This is a genomic window from Amycolatopsis sp. Hca4, from assembly GCF_013364075.1.
GTDB lineage: Bacteria > Actinomycetota > Actinomycetes > Mycobacteriales > Pseudonocardiaceae > Amycolatopsis.
Genome location: NZ_CP054925.1, coordinates 10,890,443 through 10,913,547, shown reverse-complemented (window position 1 = coordinate 10,913,547; position 23,105 = coordinate 10,890,443). Strand labels below are relative to the sequence as shown.

At 71.9% G+C, this 23,105-nt stretch carries 19 protein-coding genes and 1 riboswitch; of the genes, 4 read left to right on the top strand and 15 right to left on the bottom strand.

The genetic code is table 11. The features are described 5' to 3' along the window. Window positions 1-13: 13 nt before the first annotated feature. The 8 genes from HUT10_RS49540 to HUT10_RS49505 form a co-directional block, all read right to left on the bottom strand. Window positions 14-394 carry a response regulator transcription factor gene (locus tag HUT10_RS49540; RefSeq protein ID WP_176177560.1) on the bottom strand — a complete coding sequence of 127 codons (381 nt, stop codon included), beginning with the start codon at window positions 392-394 and terminating at the stop codon, window positions 14-16. Then, window positions 391-1,812: a PAS domain S-box protein gene (locus tag HUT10_RS49535; RefSeq protein WP_176177559.1), complete on the bottom strand. Its 1,422-nt coding sequence runs from the start codon at window positions 1,810-1,812 to the stop codon at window positions 391-393. The genes HUT10_RS49540 and HUT10_RS49535 overlap by 4 nt, the downstream gene beginning before the upstream one ends. 52 nt (window positions 1,813-1,864) lie before the next feature. Next, window positions 1,865-2,266, bottom strand: coding sequence for an ATP-binding protein (locus HUT10_RS49530; protein ID WP_254897404.1), 402 nt, complete (start codon window positions 2,264-2,266; stop codon window positions 1,865-1,867). 71 nt (window positions 2,267-2,337) lie between these two features. Beyond that, on the bottom strand, window positions 2,338-2,982 hold the full coding sequence (locus HUT10_RS49525) for a response regulator transcription factor (protein WP_176177557.1): 645 nt from the start codon (window positions 2,980-2,982) through the stop codon (window positions 2,338-2,340). A gap of 67 nt (window positions 2,983-3,049) precedes the next feature. Beyond that, the gene (locus HUT10_RS49520; protein WP_176177556.1) at window positions 3,050-3,502 is read right to left on the bottom strand and encodes a DUF6292 family protein; all 453 of its coding nucleotides are present in this window, start codon (window positions 3,500-3,502) and stop codon (window positions 3,050-3,052) included. 68 nt (window positions 3,503-3,570) lie between these two features. Further along, a complete protein-coding gene (locus tag HUT10_RS49515; RefSeq protein ID WP_176177555.1) occupies window positions 3,571-4,278 on the bottom strand; it encodes an RraA family protein in 708 nt (235 codons plus the stop codon). Window positions 4,279-4,287: 9 nt separating this feature from the next. Then, entirely contained in the window at window positions 4,288-4,611 is a 324-nt protein-coding gene (gene cutA, locus HUT10_RS49510; protein WP_176177554.1) for a divalent-cation tolerance protein CutA, read from the bottom strand. Window positions 4,612-4,621: 10 nt separating this feature from the next. After that, window positions 4,622-5,773, bottom strand: coding sequence for an MFS transporter (locus tag HUT10_RS49505; RefSeq protein WP_254897403.1), 1,152 nt, complete (start codon window positions 5,771-5,773; stop codon window positions 4,622-4,624). A gap of 166 nt (window positions 5,774-5,939) precedes the next feature. Between HUT10_RS49505 and HUT10_RS49500 the strand changes: the two genes are divergently transcribed. Together HUT10_RS49500 and HUT10_RS49495 are read left to right on the top strand one after the other, a co-directional pair. Further along, window positions 5,940-7,343 (top strand): hypothetical protein, encoded by a 1,404-nt coding sequence (locus HUT10_RS49500; protein ID WP_176177553.1) that lies wholly within the window; start codon window positions 5,940-5,942, stop codon window positions 7,341-7,343. A 138-nt stretch (window positions 7,344-7,481) separates the two neighbouring features. Beyond that, entirely contained in the window at window positions 7,482-8,633 is a 1,152-nt protein-coding gene (locus tag HUT10_RS49495; RefSeq protein ID WP_176177552.1) for an FAD-dependent monooxygenase, read from the top strand. Here the strand turns inward: HUT10_RS49495 and metH are convergent. Next, window positions 8,615-12,244 carry a methionine synthase gene (metH, locus tag HUT10_RS49490; protein ID WP_176177551.1) on the bottom strand — a complete coding sequence of 1,210 codons (3,630 nt, stop codon included), beginning with the start codon at window positions 12,242-12,244 and terminating at the stop codon, window positions 8,615-8,617. The two genes, HUT10_RS49495 and metH, sit on opposite strands and share 19 nt — an antisense overlap. A 14-nt stretch (window positions 12,245-12,258) precedes the next feature. Further along, window positions 12,259-12,337, bottom strand: a riboswitch (S-adenosyl-L-homocysteine riboswitch). Between the two features lie 259 nt (window positions 12,338-12,596). Between metH and HUT10_RS49485 the strand changes: the two genes are divergently transcribed. Further along, window positions 12,597-13,451 (top strand): TIGR03619 family F420-dependent LLM class oxidoreductase, encoded by an 855-nt coding sequence (locus tag HUT10_RS49485; protein ID WP_176177550.1) that lies wholly within the window; start codon window positions 12,597-12,599, stop codon window positions 13,449-13,451. A gap of 54 nt (window positions 13,452-13,505) precedes the next feature. On the opposite strand, the gene HUT10_RS49480 is transcribed toward HUT10_RS49485, so the two are convergent. Next, complete coding sequence (locus HUT10_RS49480; protein WP_176177549.1) at window positions 13,506-14,909, bottom strand: sugar porter family MFS transporter; 1,404 nt, start codon at window positions 14,907-14,909, stop codon at window positions 13,506-13,508. A 261-nt stretch (window positions 14,910-15,170) separates the two neighbouring features. Between HUT10_RS49480 and HUT10_RS49475 the strand changes: the two genes are divergently transcribed. Beyond that, window positions 15,171-17,909, top strand: a complete 2,739-nt coding sequence (locus HUT10_RS49475) for a cellulose binding domain-containing protein (protein WP_176177548.1) — start codon at window positions 15,171-15,173, stop codon at window positions 17,907-17,909. A gap of 323 nt (window positions 17,910-18,232) precedes the next feature. Here HUT10_RS49475 and HUT10_RS49470 read toward each other — a convergent pair whose 3' ends face one another. Genes HUT10_RS49470 through HUT10_RS49450 form a run of 5 tightly spaced genes read right to left on the bottom strand, consistent with a single transcriptional unit; the run spans window position 18,233 to window position 23,091 of the window. Continuing rightward, window positions 18,233-19,234, bottom strand: coding sequence for an NAD(P)-dependent alcohol dehydrogenase (locus HUT10_RS49470; protein WP_176177547.1), 1,002 nt, complete (start codon window positions 19,232-19,234; stop codon window positions 18,233-18,235). A 25-nt stretch (window positions 19,235-19,259) separates the two neighbouring features. Continuing rightward, entirely contained in the window at window positions 19,260-19,964 is a 705-nt protein-coding gene (locus tag HUT10_RS49465) for an HAD family hydrolase (RefSeq protein ID WP_176177546.1), read from the bottom strand. Further along, window positions 19,961-20,776 carry a carboxymuconolactone decarboxylase family protein gene (locus HUT10_RS49460; protein WP_176177545.1) on the bottom strand — a complete coding sequence of 272 codons (816 nt, stop codon included), beginning with the start codon at window positions 20,774-20,776 and terminating at the stop codon, window positions 19,961-19,963. The genes HUT10_RS49465 and HUT10_RS49460 overlap by 4 nt, the downstream gene beginning before the upstream one ends. Before the next feature lie 30 nt (window positions 20,777-20,806). Next, the gene (locus tag HUT10_RS49455) at window positions 20,807-21,613 is read right to left on the bottom strand and encodes an AfsA-related hotdog domain-containing protein (RefSeq protein ID WP_254897402.1); all 807 of its coding nucleotides are present in this window, start codon (window positions 21,611-21,613) and stop codon (window positions 20,807-20,809) included. 29 nt (window positions 21,614-21,642) lie between these two features. Beyond that, entirely contained in the window at window positions 21,643-23,091 is a 1,449-nt protein-coding gene (locus HUT10_RS49450; RefSeq protein WP_254897401.1) for a hypothetical protein, read from the bottom strand. Between the last annotated feature and the right edge of the window lie 14 nt (window positions 23,092-23,105).

Sequence of the window (23,105 nt, the reverse complement as noted above, 5' to 3'; positions counted from 1 at the left end):
TGACACAGGGCGCTCAGGCGGACGCCCGGCCTCCCAGCCGCCGGACGGCTTCGACGATCGCCGTGTTCGGCGCGCCCTTGACCAGGTATTCGGTGACGCCTGCCGCGGCCAGCCCGGCGATCGAGGCCCGGTCGGCGTAGGCGGAGAAGGCCAGGATCGCGGTGTGCGGGCTGCACCGGGCGATCTCGCGGGCCGCCCGCGCCCCGCCGCCGCCCGGCATCCGGACGTCGAGGACGGCGACCGCGGGCCGGTGCCGTTCGGCGAGCCGGATCGCCTCGTCGGCGTCGCCGGCCACCGCGACCACCGCGATGTCGGGCTCGGCGTCGAGCACCTCCTTGAGGACGTCGCGGATCATCACGTCGTCGTCGGAGATCAGCACGCGCAGTTCGGTCACGGTCCCGGCTCCGTCACGTCGGGCAGCAGCGGCAGCCAGAACTCGACGACGGTGCCTTCGCCGGGCCTGCTGTCCACCGAGAGCCAGCCGTGCGCCGCTTCGGCGCGTTCGTGCATCTCGACCAGCCCGAAGTGGCCCGCGCCCGCCTCGCCCCCGGCGGTGCCGACGCCGTCGTCGGTGATCCGCACCAGGGTCCCGTTGTCCACTGTGGACAGCGTGACCGAGACGCTGGTGGCGCGCGCGTGCCGGTGGACGTTGCTGAGCGCTTCCTGGCAGATCCGGTACACGGTGATCGCCGCTTCCGGCGAGGGTTCGGCGGTGAGCTCGTCCCGCACCTCGTGCGCCAGCCCCCAGCGGCCCGCGACGTCGTCGGTGTAGGCCGAAACCGCCTCCACCAGGCCGTGCCGGTCGAGTTCCGGCGGCCGCAGCCGGGACACCAGGCCGCGCAGCCGGGCGATCGCGGCGGCCACCGACTCGTCGAGGCCGGCGACGGCGCTCGCGTGCGGTTCCGGCAGCCGGGAGGCCAGCAGCTGCAGGCGCATGCCGACGGCCACCATGGACTGGATCGACTCGTCGTGGACGTCCCAGGCGATCCGGCGGCGTTCGACCTCCTGGGCCTCGACGAGGTGCCCGACCAGCCGCCGGCGTTCGCGCAGCGCCTGCTCGGCGTTGCGGCGCTCGGTCATGTCCCGGGTGACCTTGCCGAACCCGTGCAGCCTGCCCTGCTCGTCGTACAACGCCGTGATCACCACGTTCGCCCAAAACCGGGTGCCGTCCTTGCGGACCCGCCACCCCTCGTCCTCCAGCCGCCCCTCGGCCATCGCCGTCTCCAGCTCCCGGGCCGGCTTCCCCGCCGCCACGTCCTCGGCCGGGTAGAAGACCGAAAAGTGCTGCCCGATGATCTCCTCCGCCGCGTACCCCTTGATCCGCTGGGCACCGGCGTTCCAGCTCGAGATGTGGCCGCCGGTGTCCAGCATGAAGATGCCGTAGTCCTGGACGCTCTGGACGAGCAGGCGGAACCGTTCCTCGCTCTCCCGCAGCGCCAGCTCGGCCTCGCGGCGCTCGGTCACGTCCCGGGTGACCTTCCCGAACCCCCGCAGCAGCCCCTCCCCGTCGTACAACGCCGTGATCACCACGTTCGCCCAGAACCGGGTGCCGTCCTTGCGGACCCGCCACCCCTCGTCCTCCAGCCGCCCCTCGGCGACCGCCGTCTCCAGCTCCCGGGCCGGCTTCCCCGCCGCCACGTCCTCCGCGGGGTAGAAGACCGAGAAGTGCTGCCCGATGATCTCCTCCGCCGCGTACCCCTCGATGCGTTCCGCCCCCGCGTTCCAGGTCGAGATCCGGCCCCCGGTGTCGAGCAGGAAGATCCCGTAGTCCAGCACGCCCTGCACCAGCAGGCGGAACCGGTCGTCGTCCATGCGGCCACTCTGCCGGATCGCCGCGCACCCGGCACGACCACGGGACCGGCGCTCAACCCGCGAGTTCGGCGGAGGAGGCGGGCAGGACGCACCAGACCACCTTCCCGCGGCCGTGCGGTGCGCTCCCCCGCACCGACGACAGCCGGTCGACGAGGGCGAGGCCCCAGCCGCCGTCGGTCCCCGGGTGCCGCCGCACCGGGAACTCCGGGTTGTCGTCGAAGACCTCGACCCGGATGTCCGTCCCCTCCACGCTCAGCCGCAGGACCGGGTGGCCGTCGCCGTGGCGCAGGGCGTTCGTCGCCAGCTCGGTGACGACCAGCAGCGCGTCGTCGACGGCGGGGCCGTCCCCGATCCAGGCCAGGAGGGCCAGCCGCGTGACGCGGCGGGCGACGGCGAGGCTGTCCGGCGCGTCGGACAGCACGCACTCCGCGGTGAGGGGGGCAGACGTGGTCACGGTGCCAGCCTGCGGGAAACGCACCCGGCGGCGCGAGATGCAAAAGCCCCCCTCGGCCTGGTGCAGATGCATCAGCCGATGAGGCCCTCCCGGCGGGCCACCGCGACGGCTTCGAGCTTCGAGCGCGCGCCGAGCTTCTCCAGCACCCGCTGGACGTGGTTGCGCGTGGTGTTGCGGGAGACGCCGAGCCGTCGGCCGATCTCCTCGGTGGTCGCGCCTTCGGCGAGCAGGTCGAGGGTTTCGCGTTCCCGCGCGGTCAACGCCGTGCCGCCCGTGCTGCGGCCGGTGAGCCGGTCGAAGACGTCCGACAGCAGGTCCGGGTCGAAGACCACGCCGCCGGCGGCCACGTCCCGCACCGCGGTTTCGAGGACGCCGAGCTGGGAGGACTTCAGCAGCAGCCCGGCACCGCCCGCCTTGGCCACCTGCACGGCGATCGCCGGGGTCGCGTCGCCGGTCAGCACCAGCACCCGCGCCCCGCCCGCCCCGAGCTGCGCGACGATGCCGAGGGCGTCGCCGTCGGCGAGCCGCCGGTCCAGCAGCACGACGTCCGGGGCGTGTGCCAGCACGTCGGCCACGGCTTCCGCCCGTGACCGGGCCCGGCCGACCACGGTGATCCCGTCGGCGCGGTCGAGGGCCAGCTGCAGCGCCTCGGCCACCATGTCGTGGTCCTCCACGAGCAGGACGCGAACGGGTCGGGACGGGTCGGCGCTGCTCACGGTGTTCCCTCACTCCGGTGGTGGCTGCCCGCCCATCCTAGGCGCCCGGGTGGGGGATCGCCGCGGGTCACCAGGTGGGCGGACTCGACCGGAGCAGCCCTTCGGGGCCGGTGACGGGCAACCAGTCCACGAGGTCCTCGTGGTGGCCCGCCCTCCGGAACACCGGCGGCCGGAACGAGCCGGCGGGCGGCCCGGCGACCCGCAGCACCTCGAGGAACCGGGCGACCGCGCGCGGGGCGGGCAGCACCTCCGGGCCGCCGAGGTAGGCGAGCAGCTTCGGCGCGCCACCCGCGGGCTCGGCGACCACCGACCAGCCGTGCACCTCGTCCCAGATCAGGGCGAGGTCGTGGTCCGCGAGCGTCCGGTCGAGGGCGACGTACCCGGAGGCGGGCACGTCGAGGTCGAGCGAACACGACTCGAAGCCGACGCCGACGGCCCGCGCGACCCGGGCCAGGTAGGCGCGCAGCCCCCGGGCGAAGTGGTATTCGACGTCCCTGCCGAAGCCGATGAGCGTGTTCATGGTTTCCGCCTCCCGCGCCCGCTGCAGGCGCGGGATACCCGATCGGGCGGGTGATCACACCTTTGTGGTCATTCTTCGATCGCGCCGCCGATGGCCCGCAGGTGTGCGCGGAAAGTCAAGCCCGGATTCGTTTCCCTGGCCGCCAGGAAGGCGCCGAACCGCAGCTGCTCGCGCAACGGTTCGCCGCCGCGGATGCGGTCGGCCTGGTGGCGTTCGGTGTCGCGGATGCCTTCGGCGAGGGTGAACAAGTCACCCGCACGGGCCAACGGGACGAAGAGGACGCCGTCGTCGTCGCCGAGGACGAGGTCGGCGGGCCCGATCCGCCAGGTCCCGACGACCGCTTCGGCCAGGCCGCCGTCGACGCGCGGCCCGAGGCTGAGCGGGCCGGTGGGCAGCGAGCCGAGGCTGAACACGGGCAACCCGATCGCGCGGATGTCCGCGGTGTCGCGGTGCAGGCCCCAGATCACCACGCCGGACAGCCCGGCCGCCCGCGCTTCGAGGACGACGAGGTCGCCGACGCAGCTTTCGTCGAGCCGCCCGCCGTTGTCGACCACCAGCACCCCACCCCCGGGGGCCCGCTCGAACGCCTCGAGGAAGACGTCGACGCTGCCGACGTGCCGGGCCGGAACGGCGGGGCCGAACAGCCTGCTGCCGGGCACCACGGCCCGCGTCGCCGCCGGCGCGCACCGCACCGGCAGCCCGGCCCGGATGCAGGCGTCGGCGAGGTGGGCGGTGGTCAGCGTCGCGAAGCGCTGCCTGAGTCCTTCGTGCTCCATGCGCCGAATCTAGCCAGCGGTCTCCGCGGTCAGCCACGCCAGGTAGTCCGCGCTGCCGCCGACGATCGGGGTGGCGACGACTTCCGGGAGGTCGTAGCCGTGCAGCTCCCGGAGCCGTTCGGTGAGCGCGGGCACGCGCTCGGCGGTGGTCTTGATCTCGACCCGCCACTCCTGGTCGGTCTGCACCGCGCCCTCCCACCGGTAGACGCTGGTGATCGGGCCGACGACCTGGGCGCAGGCGCCCAAGCGGGCTTCCACCACCCGGGTGGCGAGTTCGCGGGCCGCTGCTTCCGAGTCCGTCGTGGACGTCACGATCACGTGTTCCGGCGCCATACCCGCGAGGCTACCGGCGCAGCCGGTGCATGGCCGCGGCACCGAGCAGCGGGCCGATCGCCAGCACCGGCACCGCCGCCCGCCAGCCGACCGCGCCGGCCAGCAGCGGCAGCAGCTGGATCGTGCCCGCGCTCAGCAGGAAGCCGAACGCCGTCATCGCCGTCAGTGCCGTTCCGACGTACCGGGGATCCGCCGTCTCGGCCAGTGCCGCCGAGAACTGGCCCGAGTCCGCGATCACCGCCACGCCCCACACCAGCAGCACCGGCAGCAGCCACGCCGTCCCGGACACCGGGAACGACAGCACCGCACAGCCGCCGCTCACCAGCATCGCCGTCATCGCCACGACCGTCCGGCCGCAGCGGTCCGACAGCGCGCCGCCCGCCACGCACCCGGCTGCGCCACAGAGACCGATCACCACGAACGCCGTCGAGCCGCCCGGCCCGCCGGTCGCCGCCAGGTACGCCGACAGCCACGCCCACAGCGCGTAGAGCTCCCACATGTGCCCGAAGTACCCGAGGCACACCAGCCGCTGGCGGCGGTCGGCCGCCATGCGCAGCAGGTAGCGGGGTTGCCACGGGGGTGCTGCCGCCAGGTCCGGGCCCGGCCGGACGAACACCCCCGAAACCGCGGCACCCACCGCCAGCACGGCGGAACCGAGCAGGACCGCCCGCCAGTGCACGGGTTCCAGCGTCACCAGCAGGCTCGGCAGCGCCGAGCCGACGGTCAGTGCCCCCAGCAGCACCCCCAGCGCGATCCCCCGCCGACGCGGGAACCACGACACCACCACCTTCATCCCGACCGGGTAGACGCCGGCGAGGGCGAAGCCGGTCGCGAACCGCAGCGGGACGGCGAGCCCGGCGCACCAGGGCAGGGCCGCGGTGGCCGTCGCCGCCAGCAGGGCGCTGACCGCCATCAGCCGCGGCGGCCGCACGCGGTCGGCGAGGTTGAGGGCGGCCGAAGCGACCGCGCCGCAGGCGAAACCCAGCTGGACGGCGGCCGCCAGCAGGATCGCCTGCTCCCCCGCCACCCCCCGTTCGGCGCGCAGCGCAGGCAGCACCGCCGAGGCGGAGAACCAGACGCTCATCGCGCACACCTGCACCACGGCGAGCAGCGTCAGCTGCCGCGTGCCCGTCGCGGGCCGGAGGATGATCACCCGCTCCACTTGCGGTCACCGCCCGGCCGGCGTCAACGGGGCCACCCGTGCCGTCACACCATGGGCTGGAAAACCTCCCACATCGCGGACGCGGATTCATCCGGAATTCGAGACAGCGCAACCGTTCGGCGGCCAGGATGGGCGGCGCCCCGTTCCCCGACGTGAGGATCCGAGGATGCGCCGCCTGCCCGCGCTCGCCACCGCCGCTCTGACCGCCGCCTTGCTCACCCCCGCCACCGCTCACGCCGCGAGCCCGCCGTTCCCCTCGTCGGTCTTCCGCGCGACCCACAACAGCTACTCCGGCAACGTCGACGGCGCCAAGAACTCCCTCGCCTACCAGCTCGACCACGGCGTCCGGTTCCTCGAGCTCGACGTGCACGACAACGGCTACGCGAGCTCGCTCGACTACGCCGTGGGGCACGATTCGCCCGGCAACCTCGTCGACCACGGCGGTGGCAACCCGGCGTCGAACAGCCTCCGCGACTGGCTGGCCGTCGTGAACGGCTGGTCGGTGCAGCACCCCGCCGCCGCGCCGATCGTCGTAATGCTCGACCTCAAGGACGACCTGACCGACAACCCGTCCTTCGCCGCCGGCAACCTGACCGCGCTCAACCAGGAGCTGGAGTCCGTCTTCGGCTCGCGGTTGCTGAAGGCGCAGGACTACCCGGCGGCGCAACCGGACGTCGACGCGCTGCGCGGACGTGTGCTGCCGCTGCTGTCGGGCGACGGCGGCTCCCGCACGGAGTACAAACGCGACGTCGGCTACCACCCGGCGGTCGCGCTGAACGGGCGTGGCCAGGTCGTCGAGGTGCACGACTCCGGGGCGGGCGCGCTCTGGTACTGGACCGGGACCTACGGCGCCGACGGCCGGGTCACCTGGTTGCGGCACGGCAAGTACGACAGCGGCCAGACGCCGGCCGTCGCGCTGAACGACAACGGCGACCTGGTCGAGGTGCACCAGTCCCAGGGCGCGTCGACGCTCTGGTACCACGTCGGCAAGCTCGGCGCGGACGGCGAGATCACCTGGCAGGCGAGCCACCAGTACGACAACGGCGTCCTGCCGACGGTCGCCTTCACCGACGGCACGCACCTGCGGGAAATCCACAAGAGCCAGAACAACAGCCAGAACTGGGCCTGGGACGGCGTGCTCGCGGGCACAACGGTCTCGTGGACCGGCAACGCCAAGACGTCCGAAGCCCGGTTCGCCAAGGCGACGTCGGCGAGTGCCGGCCGCACGGTCTCGGTGTGGACGGGCGCGGACGGCCCGACCTCGGCCCAGACGCTGCGCGCCGACACCGACCGGGTGGCAGGCGACCGGATCCGCTACCGCCAGGTCGCGTTCGACGAGTTCCAGAAGGGCGACAGCGCGGAGCTGCAGCAGGGCGCGCTGTTCTACGCCGCACCGGCAACGGAGTCCGCGTTCATCACCGCGGCCCGGCAGGCAGGCCGCCTGGTCCGCGGCTGGGACTTCGACGCGGCGAGCCAGGCCACGACTCCCCTGGCGAACTACCCGGCGACCAACCACCCGTACGACAGCTGGTACCAGACGCTGCTGGCGAACAACGGCGCCGTCGAGTAGGGCCCGAGGGGGCCGGAACTGTCGGTGCCCTCCGGCAGCGTGGAAAACGGGGGGCACCCCCGAGGGCTGACGGGCGCTGACGGCCACCGTCAGCGCTTCGCCAGGGGGCGGTAAGCCGCCCTGGTGAAGCTCGGCGGCATGGACAACCGCACCGTTCTCATCTCCGGCGCGAGCATCGCCGGGCCCGCTCTCGCCCTCCTGCTCGCCCGCTCCGGCTGGACCGTCACCGTCGTCGAACGCGCGCCCGCGCTGCGGCCCGGCGGGCAGGCCGTCGACTTCAAAGGCGCCACCCACCGGACCGTCCTCGACCGCATGGGTGTCCTCGACGACGTCCTGCGCCGCCGGACCGGCGGGCAGGACCAGACCATCGTCGACGCCGCCGGGCGGCCGCGGGCCGTGATCCCCGGCGAGTTCACCGGTGGTGACATCGAGATCCGCCGCGGCGACCTGGCCGAGATCCTGTACGCGCACACGGACTGCGAGTACCTCTTCGGCGACACCGTCACGTCCTTGACCGAGACCACCGGCGGCGTGGAAGTCACCTTCGAACACGCCCGGCCGCGCCGATTCGACCTGGTCGTCGGCGCCGACGGGATCCACTCGACCGTCCGGCGGCTGGCGTTCGGCCCGGAGCGCGACCACGTGCGGTACCTCGGCTACCACTACGCCCTCGCCGAGCTCGGCGAAGACCTCGGCAGCGGCGACGCGCAGATGTACAACGAACCGGGCCGGATGGCCGCGGTCGGCGGCCCGAAGGCGTCGGCGTTCTTCGTGTTCGCCTCACCGGAACCGGACCACGACCGCACCGACACCGGCCGGCAGCGGCAGCTGCTGGTGGACGCCTACCGGGGCGCGGGCTGGCGGGTGCCGGAGCTGATGGCCCGGATCCCGCAGGCGCGCGAGTTCCACCTCGACTCGCTCAGCCGGGTCACGATCGACCGCTACTCCCGCGGCCGGGTCGTCCTGCTCGGTGACGCCGCCTACGGCAACACCCTCGGCGGCTTCGGCACCGGGCTGGCCGTCGTCGGGGCGTACGTGCTCGCGGGTGAGCTCCGCGCCGCCGGCGGCGAGCACCGGGTCGCGTTCGCCCGCTACGAGGAGCTGATGCGGGACTACGCGAAGGTGTCGCAGCGCGGCAGCGCGGGCCCGTTCCTCGCGCCGCCCACGCCGCTGCGGATCAAGCTGCGGGACTGGACGTTCAAGTCCCGCTTCCTGCTCGGCCTGCTGCTCAAGGCGACCGACCGGTTCGCCACGGACATCGAGCTGCCGGACTACGCCTCGGGGTCGTAGGCCAGGTTCGGCCGCAGCCACTGCTCGACCTCGGCGACCTCGACGCCCTTGCGGCGGGCGTAGTCCTCGACCTGGTCGCGGCCGAGCCTGCCGACGGTGAAGTAGCGGGAGTCCGGGTGGGCGAAGATCAGCCCGGACACGCTCGCCGCCGGTGTCATCGCGAACGACTCGGTCAGGTCCATCCCGAGCTCGCCCGCCTCCAGCAGCGCGAACAGCTCGCGCTTCTGGCTGTGGTCGGGGCTGGCCGGGTAGCCGAGGGCCGGGCGGATGCCGCGGAACCGCTCCGCGTGCAGGTCCTCCAGCTTCGGCTGCGCGTCCGGCTCGAACCAGTCGCGGCGGGCCCGCAGGTGGATGTGCTCGGCGAACGCCTCGGCGAGCCGGTCGGCCAGCGCCTTGACCATGATGGCGCGGTAGTCGTCCTGCTCGGCTTCGTAGCGCGCGGCCAGCGCCTCGGCACCGTGGATGGCCACCGCGAAGCCGCCGAGGTGGTCGCCGATCGGGGCGATGTAGTCGGCCAGGCAGCGGTTCGCGCGGTCCTCCGGCTTGGCCGTCTGCTGCCGCAGCATCGGGAACTTGACGTGCGCGAAGTCGCCTTCGAGCAGGATGTCGTCGCCTTCGCTGTGCGCGGGCCAGAACGCGTACGCGCCCTTCGCGGTGAAGCTGCCGTCGGCGATGATCTGGTCGAGCAGCGTGTTCGCGTCGTCGAACAGCTCGCGGGCGACCGGCTGCTCCAGGATGGCCGGGTACTTGCCCTTGAGCTCCCAGGCCAGGAACAGGAACTGCCAGTCGATCATCTCGCGCAGTTCCGCGATGCCCGGCTCGACCACGCGCCGACCGGTGAACACCGGGGTCGGCAGGCCGTCGAAGGCCACCTTTTCGGGGTTCGCGCGAGCCTGCTCGAGGGTGAGCATCGGGCGGCGCTGCTTGCTGGCGTGCTGCTCGCGCAGCACTTCCTGGTCGGCCCGGTTCTTCGCGGTCAGCGCGATCGAGCGGTCCGGGTCGAGCAGGTCGGAGACGACGCCGACCACGCGCGAGGCGTCGAGCACGTGCACCGTCGCGTTGTCGTAGGCCGGGGCGATCTTGACCGCGGTGTGCTGCTTGGACGTCGTCGCGCCGCCGATGAGCAGCGGCATCTTCAAGCCGCGCCGCTGCATTTCGGTGGCGACCGCGACCATCTCGTCCAGCGACGGCGTGATCAGCCCGGACAGCCCGACCGCGTCGGCGCCTTCGGTCACCGCGGTGTCGAGGATCTTGCCGGCCGGCACCATCACGCCGAGGTCGATGACCTCGTAGTTGTTGCAGCCCAGCACGACCCCGACGATGTTCTTGCCGATGTCGTGGACGTCGCCCTTGACCGTGGCCAGCACGATCTTGCCCTGGCCGCCGGCCGAGGCCAGCCTGCCCTCCTGGCGCGCCTTCTCCTTCTCCGCCTCCATGAACGGCTCGAGGTAGGCGACCGACCGCTTCATCACGCGGGCGCTCTTGACCACCTGCGGCAGGAACATCTTGCCGGAGCCGAACAGGTCGCCGACGATCTTCATGCCGTCCATCAGCGGGCCCTCGATGACCTCGAGGGGCCGCGCGAACTGCTGCCGCGCCTCTTCGGTGTCTTCTTCGATGTAGTCCACGATGCCGTGGACCAGCGCGTGGGACAGGCGCTCGCCCACCGTGCCTTCGCGCCAGGAGAGGTCCACGACGCGCTTGGTGCCGCTGCCCTTGACGTTCTCGGCGAAGCTGACCAGGCGGTCGGTGGCGTCTTCGCGGCGGTCGAAGAGCACGTCCTCGACCAGCTCCAGGAGGTCCTTCGGGATGTCCTCGTAGACGGCGAGCTGGCCGGCGTTGACGATACCCATGTCCAGCCCGGCCTTGACCGCGTAGTACAGGAACGCCGAGTGCATCGCTTCGCGCACCACGTCGTTGCCGCGGAAGGAGAACGACAGGTTCGAGATGCCGCCGCTGGTCCGCGCGCCGGGACAGCGCTCCTTGATCCGGGGCAGGGCCTCGATGAACGCCTTCGCGTAGCCGTTGTGCTCGGCGATGCCGGTGGCGACGGCGAGGACGTTCGGGTCGAAGATGATGTCTTCGCCCGCGAAGCCCGCCTTCTGCGTCAGCAGGTCGTAAGCGCGGGCGCAGATCTCCACCTTGCGGTCGGCGGTGTCGGCCTGGCCCTGCTCGTCGAAGGCCATCACGACGACGCCGGCGCCGTAGTCGCGGATCGTGCGGGCCTGGGCGAGGAAGGGCTCCTCGCCCTCCTTGAGGCTGATCGAGTTGACCACGCCCTTGCCCTGCAGGCAGCGCAGGCCGGCTTCGAGCACGCTCCACTTGGAGCTGTCGACCATCACCGGGATCCGGGCCACCTCGGGCTCGGTGGCGATCAGGTTGAGGAACGTCGTCATCGCCTGCTCGGATTCCAGCAGGTCGGCGTCCATGTTGACGTCGAGCAGGTTGGCCCCGCCGCGGACCTGCTCCAGCGCGACGTCGACCGCGCCCTGGTGGTCGCCGGATTCGATGAGCCGGCGGAACCGCTTGGAGCCGGTGACGTTGGTGCGCTCGCCGATCATCACGAACCCGGTGTCGGCCCCGATGCCGAACGGCTCGAGGCCGCTGAAGCGCGTGTGCGTGCGCGGCGCCGGCACCTCCCGCGGCGTGACTTCCTTCGCGGCCTCGGCGATCTTCGCGATGTGTCCCGGGGTCGTGCCGCAGCAGCCGCCGACCAGGTTGACCAGGCCTTCGCGGGCGAAGCCGCCGATCAGCCCGGCCGTCTCCTCCGGTGTCTGGTCGTAGCCGCCGAACGCGTTCGGCAGGCCGGCGTTGGGGTGGCAGGCGACGTAGGCGTCGGCGATCCGGGCGAGCTCCTCGACGTGCGGGCGCATCTCCTCCGCGCCCAGCGAGCAGTTCACGCCGACGACCAGCGGTTTCGCGTGCTCGATCGAGCTCCAGAACGCCTCGACGGTCTGCCCCGACAGCGTCCGGCCGCTGAGGTCGACGATGGTCACCGAGATCCACAGCGGCAGCTCCGGCGCGACCTCGCGGGCGGCGGCGATGGCGGCCTTGCAGTTCAGCGTGTCGAAGATCGTCTCGATGAGCAGCAGGTCGACGCCGCCCTCGGCGAGGCCGGCGATCTGCTCGGCGTAGGCGGCCTTGACCTGCTCGAATGTGACCGCCCGGTACGCCGGGTCGTCGACCTTGGGCGACAGGCTGAGGGTGACGTTGAGCGGCCCGATCGAGCCGGCGACGAACTTGCCGCCTGCCTCGTCGGCGGCCTGGCGGGCCAGCTGCGCGCCGCGGACGTTCATCTCGTGGACGTAGGCCTGCAGGCCGTAGTCGGCCTGGCCGATGCTGGTGGCGGTGAAGGTGTTGGTGGTGGTGATGTCCGCGCCCGCGGCCAGGTACTGGCGGTGGACGTCGAGGATGACGTCCGGGCGGGTGAGGTTCAGCAGGTCGGGGTCGCCGGTGACGTCGTGGGTGTGCTCGCCGAAGCGGTCGCCGCGGTAGTCGGCCGGGGTGAGCCCGGCGCCCTGCAGCATGGTGCCCCAGGCACCGTCGAGCACGGCGACCCGCTGGTCGAGCAGCTCACGCAGGCGCGCCTCTGACTGGTGCGGGGTGTTCACCGGCAGCCTCCCTCGGTCGGGAGGCGCCCTTGGTTGGTCATTCCCGGCCGAGCGTGGCGGACCCCGTGGTCCGTTGCAGCGCCTCTCGACCTGTGGTCCACGGTATCGGAAACGGGCCCCGGTACGCCATCCCGCCCCGCCGCCGTGTCCACGGACTGGGACATCTTCTGTCCACAATGGATCATCCGGGTCACCCCGCACCTCCGTCGGCCGATCGCGCGCCACTGCCGCCGCCGAGTGTGACAGCCCGGCATCGAGCCCCCCTCAAGGCCACCCGGAGCAGTCTATCGATTGCGAAGCGTGACGAATCGGCCAGCTTGAAAACTGAAACACGTTCTAATACGCTCCGCGGGTGGACTACGGAATCGTGCTGTTCACCAGCGACCGGGGAATCACCCCGGCAGCCGCGGCGCGCGCCGCGGAGGCCGCGGGGTTCTCGACCTTCTACGTCCCCGAGCACACCCACATCCCGGTGAAGCGCGAGTCACCGCACCCGCGCACCGGGGACGCGTCACTGCCCGACGACCGCTACAGCCGGACACTCGACCCGTGGGTCGCGCTGGCGACGGCGGCCGCGGTCACCGAGCGGATCCGGCTCTCCACCGCCGTCGCCCTGCCGGTCGAAAGCGACCCGATCACGCTCGCCAAGACGATCGCCAGCCTCGACCACCTCTCCGGCGGCCGCGTCACGCTCGGCGCCGGCTTCGGCTGGAACGTCGACGAGCTGACCGACCACGGCGTGCCCGGGAACCGCCGCCGCACCGCGCTGCGCGAGTACCTCGAGGCGATGCGTGCACTGTGGACGGAGGAAGAAGCCGCCTACACCGGGGAATTCGTCTCGTTCGGTCCGAGCTGGGCGTGGCCGAAGCCGGTCCAGGCGCACATCCCGGCGGTGCTCGGCGCGGGTCCGTCCGAAAAGACGTTCCGCTGGATCGCCCGGCACGCCGACGGCTGGCTCACCACCCCGGCCGACACCGACCTGGACGGGCACGTGGCCCTGCTCAAGGGAATCTGGGCCGACGAGGGCCGTGCCGGCGCCCCGCTGATCCACGCGCTCGGCGAGCGGCCGGACCCGGACCGCCTGGCACACCTGGATTCCCTGGGCGTCACCGAGACGATCTTCGGTCTCCCCGACCGCTCCCCGGAAGAAGTCGAGGCGTGGATCGGCCGGCTGGCCGGGAAGCTCACCCCCGCCCCGGCACACTGAAAACCGGCGGGACACGGACGCCTCCGTGCCCCGCCGGCGATCGACCCCCCGGGGTCAGCTCTTGACGGCCGCGACGCCCTGGCGCGCCCGCAGGTCGAGCTCGATCTGCTCCAGCGTGCGGCCCTTCGTCTCCGGCACCAGCCACTTGGTGAGCACGAACAGCACCACGTTGATCCCGGCGAACAGGAACATCGAGCCGCCGATGCCGAGCGACTTCGGGTCGGAGATGATCGGGAACACCGCGCTCACGATGCCCGTCGCCGCCCACAGGACCACGCTGCTGACGCCCATGCCCGCCGCCCGGTACTTCAGCGGGAACACCTCGGACATCATCACCCAGACGACCGCGCCCCAGCCGAGCTCGTAGCCGACCAGGTAGAGCACCATCATCACCAGCATCAGCAGGCCGCGCGTGCCGGTGTCGTGGACGTTCAGCACCACCAGGCCGGCCGCCACCAGGGTGAGCACCATGATGACGTTGCCGATGAGCAGCAGCGGCTTGCGGCCCCAGCGGTCCACCACGAACACGACCCACGCGGTGAACAGGAACTTCGTCACGCCCAAAAGGACGCCGGAGAGCAACGCCGCCTGCGTGGCGAAGCCGAGGCCGATGAGCATCGTCGGGAAGTAGGCGTTGATCGCGTTGACCCCGCTGAACTGCTGGCCGATCGCGAGCAGCAGCGCCACCACGAGCATCGGCCGCACGAACCCGGAGAACAGGTCGCGGATCCGCGGCTTCTCCTCGGTGTCGAGCCGGATGACCTCGTGGATCGTCGCGAGCTCCTCGTCGAGGTCCACCGTGCTCCCGTGCGCGCTGGCCAGCACCCGCCGGGCCTCCTCCTCGCGGCCGTTCTTGACCAGCCAGCGCGGCGTCTCCGGCAGGAAGACCAGCCCGGCGAGCAGGACCACCGCGGGCACGATCGCGCCGGCGAACATCCAGCGCCACGCCGAAATCGGGCCGAGCCAGTAGCTGACCAGGAACGCGATCAGGATGCCCAGCACGATGAAAATCTGGTTGAGCGCGCCCATCGCGCCGCGCCACTTCGCCGGGGCCAGTTCGGACAGGTAGGTCGGCACGGTCGACGAGGAAAGGCCTATCCCCAGCCCGATGACCAGCCGCGAGAGCACCAGCAGCAGGAACGTCGGCGAGACGCTCGCCGCCAGCGTACCGACGATCACGATGCCCGCGGCGACCATGATCGTGCGGCGCCGGCCGAGCGCTTCGTTGGTGCGACTGGAGAACAGCGCGCCGCCGATCGCCCCGACCGACAGGCTCGCGGTGATCACGCCCTTGTCCCAGCTCGTCAACGCCCACAGTTTCCCGATGAACGGGAGCACCCCGGAGATCACGCCGAGGTCGTAACCGAAGAGGATGCCGCCGAGCGCGCCGAAGAAGTACAACGTGGTGCGGTTGATGTGCCGCACCGGCGCCGTCTGCGTCCTTGACTGATCGGTCATGTGCCGGGTCGCCTCTTTCGTAGGTCCAGTCCAGCCAGGGGCCACCACACTCACACGCCGGAAAATGGCGGGCAAGAAGGTCCGCGATAACAATTCAGAAACCTGATCGACGTTCACGTATGTGATTCCGACAAACCCGGCGGCAGCCGGTTCGGAATCCACTGTGGACTGTCCCGCTCACCGAAATCGTCGAACGCTTTACAACGCTCGGAACGCTGGTTTACCGTCGCTCTGGAAGCGCTCCCAGAAGTGGAGGCCACTGTGCACACCGTCGTGCCGAAAACTCATTCCCCGTCCGCGTCCCGATCAGCGAGACGGCTCTTCGTCTCCGCGCTCGCCGTTCTCCTGCCCGCCGCCGTCGCGGTCACCCTCGGCGCGCCCGCCTCCCCGGCAGCTCCGGCCGCGGCCGCCACGACGTGGCGCAACGCGGAAATCGCCGGCGGCGGGTTCGTCCCCGGGATCGTCTTCAACCAGAGCGAACCCGGGCTGGTCTACGCCCGCACCGACATCGGCGGGGCGTACCGGTGGAACACCGCCACCGGGCGCTGGCTCCCGCTGCTGGATTCCGTCGGCTGGACCGACTGGGGCCACAACGGTGTCGTCAGCCTGGCCACCGACGCGCTCGACCCGAACCGCGTCTACGTCGCCGCCGGGATGTACACCAACAGCTGGGACCCGAACAACGGCGCGGTCCTGCGCTCGGCCGACCGCGGCGCCACCTGGCAGGCGGCGGCCCTGCCGTTCAAGCTCGGCGGCAACATGCCCGGGCGCGGCATGGGGGAACGGCTCGCGATCGACCCGAACCGCAACAGCGTGCTCTACCTCGGCGCCCCCAGCGGCAACGGGCTCTGGCGCAGCACGGACTCCGGCGTCACCTGGGCGAAGGTGACCGCCTTCCCCAACCCCGGCACCTACGTCCCCGACCCGAACGACACGACGGGGTACTCCAGCGACAACGAGGGCGTCACCTGGGTGACCTTCGACCCCTCCACCGGCACCCGCGGCAGCACCACGCAGACGATCTACGTCGGCGTCGCGGACAAGCAGAACACCGTCTACCGCAGCACCGACGGCGGCACGACGTGGGCGCGGCTGCCCGGCCAGCCCACCGGCTACCTGGCGCACAAGGGCGTTCTCGACAGCGCCGGCGGCTACCTCTACCTGGCGACCAGTGACACCGGCGGCCCGTACGACGGCGCGAAGGGCGACGTCTGGAAGTACGCCACCAAGACCGGGACCTGGACGCGGATCAGCCCGATCCCCTCCGACAGCGCCGACGACTACTTCGGCTACAGCGGGCTGACGATCGACCGGCAGCACCCCACCACGCTGGTGGTCGCCACGCAGGTGTCGTGGTGGCCGGACGTCATCTTCTTCCGCAGCACCGACGGCGGGGCCACCTGGACCCGCATCTGGGACTTCTCGAGCTACCCGGACCGGTCGCTGCGGTACACCCAGGACATCTCCGCGGTGCCGTGGCTGACCTTCGGCGCGCAGCCCGCTCCCCCGGTGCCTTCGCCGAAGCTCGGCTGGATGACCGAGTCGGTGGAGATCGACCCGTTCGACTCCGACCACCTGCTCTACGGCACCGGCGCGACGATCTACGGCACGTCCGACCTGACGAAGTGGGACAGCGGCGGGAAGATCACGATCAAGCCGGTCGTCGGCGGCCTCGAGGAGACCGCGGTGCTCGACCTGATCAGCCCGCCGTCGGGCGCGCCGCTGCTGTCCGGGCTCGGTGACATCGGCGGGTTCCGGCACGACAGCCTCGACACCGTCCCGGCCACGATGTACACGCAGCCGGTGTTCACCACGACCACGAGCCTCGACTACGCCGAGCTTTCGCCGTCGACGATCGTGCGCACCGGCACGCTCGACCGGTCCGCGCGGCCGAACGACAACCGGATCGCCTTCTCCACCGACGGCGGCAAGAACTGGTTCCAGGGCGCCGAGCCGGGCGGCAACGCCAGTGGCGGCACGGTGGCCGCGGCCGCCGACGGCAGCCGGTTCGTCTGGAGCCCGGACGGCGCGAACGTCAGCTACTCGGCCGGCTTCGGCTCGTCGTGGACGACGTCCGCCGGCATCCCGGCGGGCGCGGTGGTCGAGTCCGACCGGGTCGACCCGAAGCGGTTCTACGGGTTCGCGGCGGGCCGGTTCTACGTCAGCACCGACGGCGGCGCGCAGTTCACCGCGACCGCGGCGACCGGGCTGCCGTCCGGCTCCGCACACTTCAAGGCGATGCCGGGCGTGGCCGGGGACGTCTGGCTGGCCGGCGGCACCGGCTCGGCGTACGGCCTGTGGCACTCGACCGACTCCGGCGCGTCCTTCACGAAACTGGCGAACGTCGCCGAAGCCGACAACATCGGGTTCGGCAAGGCCGCTCCGGGCCGGACGTATGCGACGTTATACACGATCGCGAAGATCGGCGGGGTGCGCGGGATCTTCCGGTCGGACGACGCGGGCGGCTCGTGGACGCGGATCAACGACGACCAGCACCAATACGGCAACATCGGAGCGGCGCTGACCGGAGACCCGCGGGTGTACGGCCGGGTCTACGTGGGCACGAACGGCCGCGGCGTGATCGTGGGCGAGTCCGGGGGCACCCAGCCACCGCCGACCACGACCACCACGACTCCGACCACCACGACTCCGACGACGACCACGACACCGGTGCCGTCGGGCTCGTGCACGGCGGCCTACACGGTCACCAACCAGTGGCAGGGCGGCTTCCAGGCGTCGGTGAAGGTGGGCAACACGGGCACGGCGGCGGTGACCGGGTGGACGGTGACGTGGACGTTCGCCGACGGCCAGAAGGTGACGCAGGCGTGGAACGCGCAGGTCACCCAGACCGGCGCGGCGGTGACCGCGCTGGACGCGGGCTGGAACAAGACCATTCCCGCCGGCGGGAGCGCCGAGTTCGGCTTCACCGGGAGTTCGGGGATGGTGAACTCCCGGCCGGCGGCGATCTCGCTCAACGGGCGGCCCTGCACGACCTCGTGATGCGACCCGGGGTGCCACCGGGCAGGTGGTGGCACCCCGGACGCGTCCAACGCGCGGGCGAAGGGGGTTTCAACCCACCCCCAGGCGGTTGAAACCCCCTCCCCGCGCCCCCAGTCCGGGGGCAACCGCCCGAGCAGCCGCAGCCTGCTCGGGCGACGTCCCCGGTGCACTCCACTCTCCCCGTTGCCGATGGCGACCGCCATTCCTGCCCAAAGGGGACTTTTTCGCCCGGCCACCACCCCGCTGAGCTGCGGAAACACCCTCCGGAGGTGCCGAAAATACCCACCCGGGACGGCAAAACTTACCCGGCGGGCAGCGGCGGCTCAGGCGCTCTCCAGCACGACCTTCCCCACGTGGGTGCCCGACTCCAGGTGCTTGAGCGCCTCGGCCACCTCGTCGAAGGCGAACCGGCGGTCGATCACCGGCTTCAGGCCGGTCCGCTCGATCGCCCGGTTCATCGACTGGAACGTCTCGCGGGAGGCGTTGGTGAGCCCGCGCAGGGTCAGCTGCTTGACCAGCACCAGGATCGGGTCGGCGCCGCCCTCGTGGGTCAGGACGCCGGTGACGCTCACGTGGCCGCCGTAGCGCGCGGCGAGCATCGACTGGCCGATCGTGCCGCCGCCGCCCACGTCGACGACGTGGTCGACGCCGCCGCCGGTCCGGGCGGCCACCGCCGGGCCCCACTCCGGGGTGGTCGCGTGGTTGAGCGTCTCGGCGGCGCCGAGCGCGCGCAGCCGCTCGAGCTTCTCGTCGGAGCTGGAGGTCGAGACGACGTGGGCGCCGCCGAGCGCGGCGAACTGCAGCGCGAACGTGGACAGGCCGCCGCTGCCGAGGGTGAGCACCGTCTGGCCCGGGACCAGCCGGCCCTCCTCGACGACCGCCCGCCACGCCGTCACACCCGCGCTGGGCAGCGTGGCGGCTTCGGCGTAGTCGAGGTGCCCCGGCACCGCGACCAGGCCGTCAGCCGGGAAAACGGCGTACTCGGCGAGCACGCCGTCGAGCGTGCCGCCCAGGTCGTCCGCGGTCTTCTCCGGCGTGCCCGGACCGGACAGCCAGTCCGGGAAGTAGGTCGCCGCCACCCGGTCCCCCGCGGCCCACTCCGGCACGCCGGGTCCCACCGCGACCACCTCGCCGGCGCCGTCGGACAGCGGGATCACGTCCGGCTTCACCGGCTTCGGGTAGAAGCCCTTGAGGATCATCAGGTCACGAGCGTTGACCGCCCACCCGCGCATCCGGACCAGGACCTGCCCCGGACCGGGTTCGGGTACGTCGCGCTCGCCCAGGACGAGCCCGGCGCCGGGACGCGGCAGGGAGAAGAACTTCACAGCGGCTCCAAGGGGTCGGGAAGACTCATCGACGAGGCCAGTGTGTCGAAGTCGCGAGCTCCCCGTCGACGATCGCCAGCAGTTCCGGGGTCAGTTCGCCGGGCGACGCGGCGAAGTGCCGGACCCCGGCCGCCGCCATGAACTCCCGTTGCCGCGCGTGGGCGGGGCTCGACGGGAAGCCGACGAACCCGGCACCGTGCGCGCGAGCGTCCTCGGCGACCCGGCTGACGTCGTCGACGAACACGATCTCGTCGAAGGCGACGCCGAACACGGTCCGCGCGATGTGCGCCACACCCGGCCGGTGCTCGTTGATGCTCACGTACGGCACTTCGGCGTCGAAGAGGTCCACCAGGTCGCCGAGGTGGTGGTCGAAGGTGTGCTCCCGCGTCCGGCCGCCGTAGCAGACCAGCCGCACCGGCAGCTTCGCCAGCGCCTCCAGGCAGTCCCGGACCCCTGCGGCCACCCGGATCGGGTGCTCGGCCAGGTACTCCTGCCGCGCGGCCCACAGCTGCTTCAGCGTCTCCTCGGCCGGCTGGTCCAGCCCGCAGAGCCGGGTGATCTTCTCGGCCACGACGATGTCGCGCAGCCCGATCACGTCCCGCTCCGCCGCGGCGTCGTACACCCCGCCGTGGGCGGTGACGAACCGGGCGATCATCGCCAGGTAGGTGTCGTCGATGAGCACGCCGTCGCAGTCGAGCGCGACCACGCGCAGCTTCCGGAACGCGCTCACCGCTGCGCGAACACTTCCCGCGCGGCCGCGATGGCGTTGAGCGCGGCCGGGAAGCCGCAGTAGAAGGCCAGGTGCAGCACGGTTTCCACGACTTCGCGCTCGGTGCCGCCGACGTTGAGCAGGCCGTGGATGTGCACCTTCAGCTGCGGCAGCGCGGTGCCCAGCGCGACGCACGCGGCGATCGTGACGATCTCGCGGTGGCGCAGGCTCAGGTGCGGCCGGGAGTAGATCTCGCCGAAGGTGAACTCGACGATGTAGGTCGCCAGGTCGGGCGCGATGTCCCGCAGGCCTTCGGCGACCTTCTCCCCCGCTTCGCCGTCGACGGCCTTCATCGCGGCCAAACCGCGCTCGTAGCGGTCTTCGATGCCCGCCCACGGCAGTTCACCGGCCTCTTCGGACGGTGCGGGTTCCTCGGCGGGCAGGCCGTCGAAGGCCGCCTTGAGCGCCGTCAGCGCGTTGAGCGTGGCCGGGAACCCGGCGAACGAGCTGACGTGGATCACCGCCTCGACCAGCTGGCGGCGGGTGCAGCCGACGTTGAGCGCGGCCTTGGCGTGGAACTGCAGCTGCGACCCCGCGTAGCCCAGTGCGGTGAGCGCGGCGACGGTGGCCAGCTGGCGCTCCGGCAGCGGCAGGCCGGGCCGGTGGTAGACGTCGCCGTAGATGAAGCCGACGCACTGCTCGCCGAACTCGGCCTCCCCGATGCTCTCGAACAGGTCCAGCACGGCGGGCCGGTCGGCCCCGCCGAGCTGCTGGATGAGTTTCAGGCCCTGTGCGAAGGACGCGGCGCGGTCCTGCTGCTGCAGGTCGGACATCGTGAGGTGGTTTCCCTTCCGGTGTGGACTTCAGCCGAGGTAGCCCGCGGTGGCCTGGTCGGCCTTGCGGCGTTCGAGGGTGTCGATGCGCCCCTGCGCGATCATCGAGTACTCGATGCCGGCGGTGGCGACGGTGCGGCCCTGCTGGCGCACCGACGTCGTGGCGCGGAACTTGAGGTTGGTCTCCCGCTCGAGTCCGGATTCGACGATCAGCGACTCGACGGTGGCCGGCAGCGGGAACAGGAAGTCCTGGAAGGACAGATCGATCCGCTTCCACACCCCGGCGTACGCGGCCGGGGCGAGGCCGGGGCGGATCGCGGTCTCGAACTGCGCGATGCAGATCTGGCGCATCGCCTCGATGATCACGATGCCCTGCACGTGTTCGCCGGTGTGGTGGTCGAGGACGAGCTCGTTGTCGCGGTGGATCCGCAGCTCGGCCCGGCAGTGCGTGGGCGTGGGGCTGTGCACCGCGGCGAGCAGGACGTTCTCCGGACGGCTCTTGTGGACGACGCCGGGCGGTTCGGGCGGCAGCCGGAAGGCGTCCGGATCCGCCAGCCGCATGACACCTTCGGTCTTCTCGCAGGCGGCTTCGAGCAGGTCGCCGTCGGTGACGTCGATGCCCTGGCCGTAGTGGACGACCCAGGGCCCGCCCGGCGCGGCGAGCCCGCCGGAGTCGAGCAGGGCCAGCAGGTCCGACAGGGTGAACACCCGGTCGTCGCGGGCGAACTGCGCGAAGCGGTCGGCGACCACGACGACGTCCCGCCGGGTGCCGCCGTCACCCGGCCCGGCCTCCTCGCACGGGGTTCGCGGGCAGGAGACATCGTGCGGTGCCACCACGGGCGCCTCCGTCCGGGTCCGATCTGGCGTCACGGCCGCGCCGAGGCGTGGGCGTCCAGGAGTGCTTCGGCGAGGTTGCGGGCCGTCGTGGCCGAGCGCCAGCGCGGCCCGGACAGTTCCGTGGCCATCAGCTTGAGCATGGCACGCACCATGTCCGGCTGCTTGCCGACCCCGGCGTCCAGCAGCGGTTCGACCTGCGCGGCGGCGCCTTCGAGGTCGTCGAGCCGCAGGTGGGCGCGGCCGGTGTCGATCCGGATCATCGGATCCATGGCTTCCCAGCGGTTTTCCAGCGACAGCCCCTCGAAGGCCTCGCGGGCGGTGGTGAACTCGCGCAGCGCGGCGGCGGCCTGCCCGACCGAAAGCAGCGAGTTGCCCGCCATGTAGTGGCGCCGGTCCTTCGTGATGTTGAAGAAGCTGTCCTCGCCGCCGGCCCCGAGGTCCGGGTCCTCGATGGCCGTCCAGCGCGCGATCGCGTCCAGCACCTGGCCCTCGGCCTGCACCGACGACCAGCCGCGGGCTTCGGCGAGGATGAGCGGGGCGTCGGTGAGGCGCCCGCCCGCCTGGTAGTTGAGCCCGTCCGCGGCGAGCTTCGCGGACTCGACGCCGTGCCCGGCCCAGAACGCCACCCTGGCCTGGGACGTGCGCACCCAGCGCCGGGCCAGGAAGTCGTCGGCGTACTGGGTGTAGAGCCAGGCGGCGGAGTTGAGTTCGCGGGAGAGCCGGTAGCGGCCGAGGTCGCCGGCGATCCAGGCCATCATCGCGCTCGACTTCGCCCCGATGAGCAGGAGGTCCTGGGTCTGCTTCGGCCGCTGCCTGCCCTTGAGCAGGGCCGTGGTCCGCTCCTCGATCACGGCGAGCTGGGCGAGGATCGAGTCGGGCGCGGTGCGGGTGTAGGCGCCGCCCAGGAAGTCGAGGTCCGCCCACAGGTCGTCGAGCTGGACGTCGTCCACGTTGGTCTTCGTGAGCAGGATCGCGTCGTCGAGGGCGTCGCCGCCGATCTCCTCGTCCCCGCGGGCGTCCACGCGGACGAGGGTGCGGGCCGGCGACGGCGCGGGCCCGGCCGGCGCGACCGTGGCGGTGTCGGCGTGGTACTCGGCGAGGTCCTTGGCAGGCAGCTGTTCCAGGTCACGCAGCCCGAGCAGGCACTTCCAGCTGGTGCCGTAGACCTGGGCCAGCACCCGCAGCGCCGCGACGGTGGGCCGCACGCCGCGTTCGGGCCACTGCTCGTACTCCCAGATCCGCGTGCCGCGCATGCCCGCGCGGGGGTCTCCGGTGACGGCGTTGTACTGGTGCGCCGCGACGTCGAGCGAGAGCTCCGAAGCCAGCCGCCACGCGGTGCGCGGCGGGATCCCGCACTCGACGACCAGGTTCTTGGCCACCTGGGCCGGGATCGCCTCCTCGGGGAAGCCCAGTGCGGTCAGCCGCTCCCGCAGCTGCGCGCGGTAGGGCTTACTGCCTGGCTTGGCCTGTCGACTCATCGTTCATCCAACGA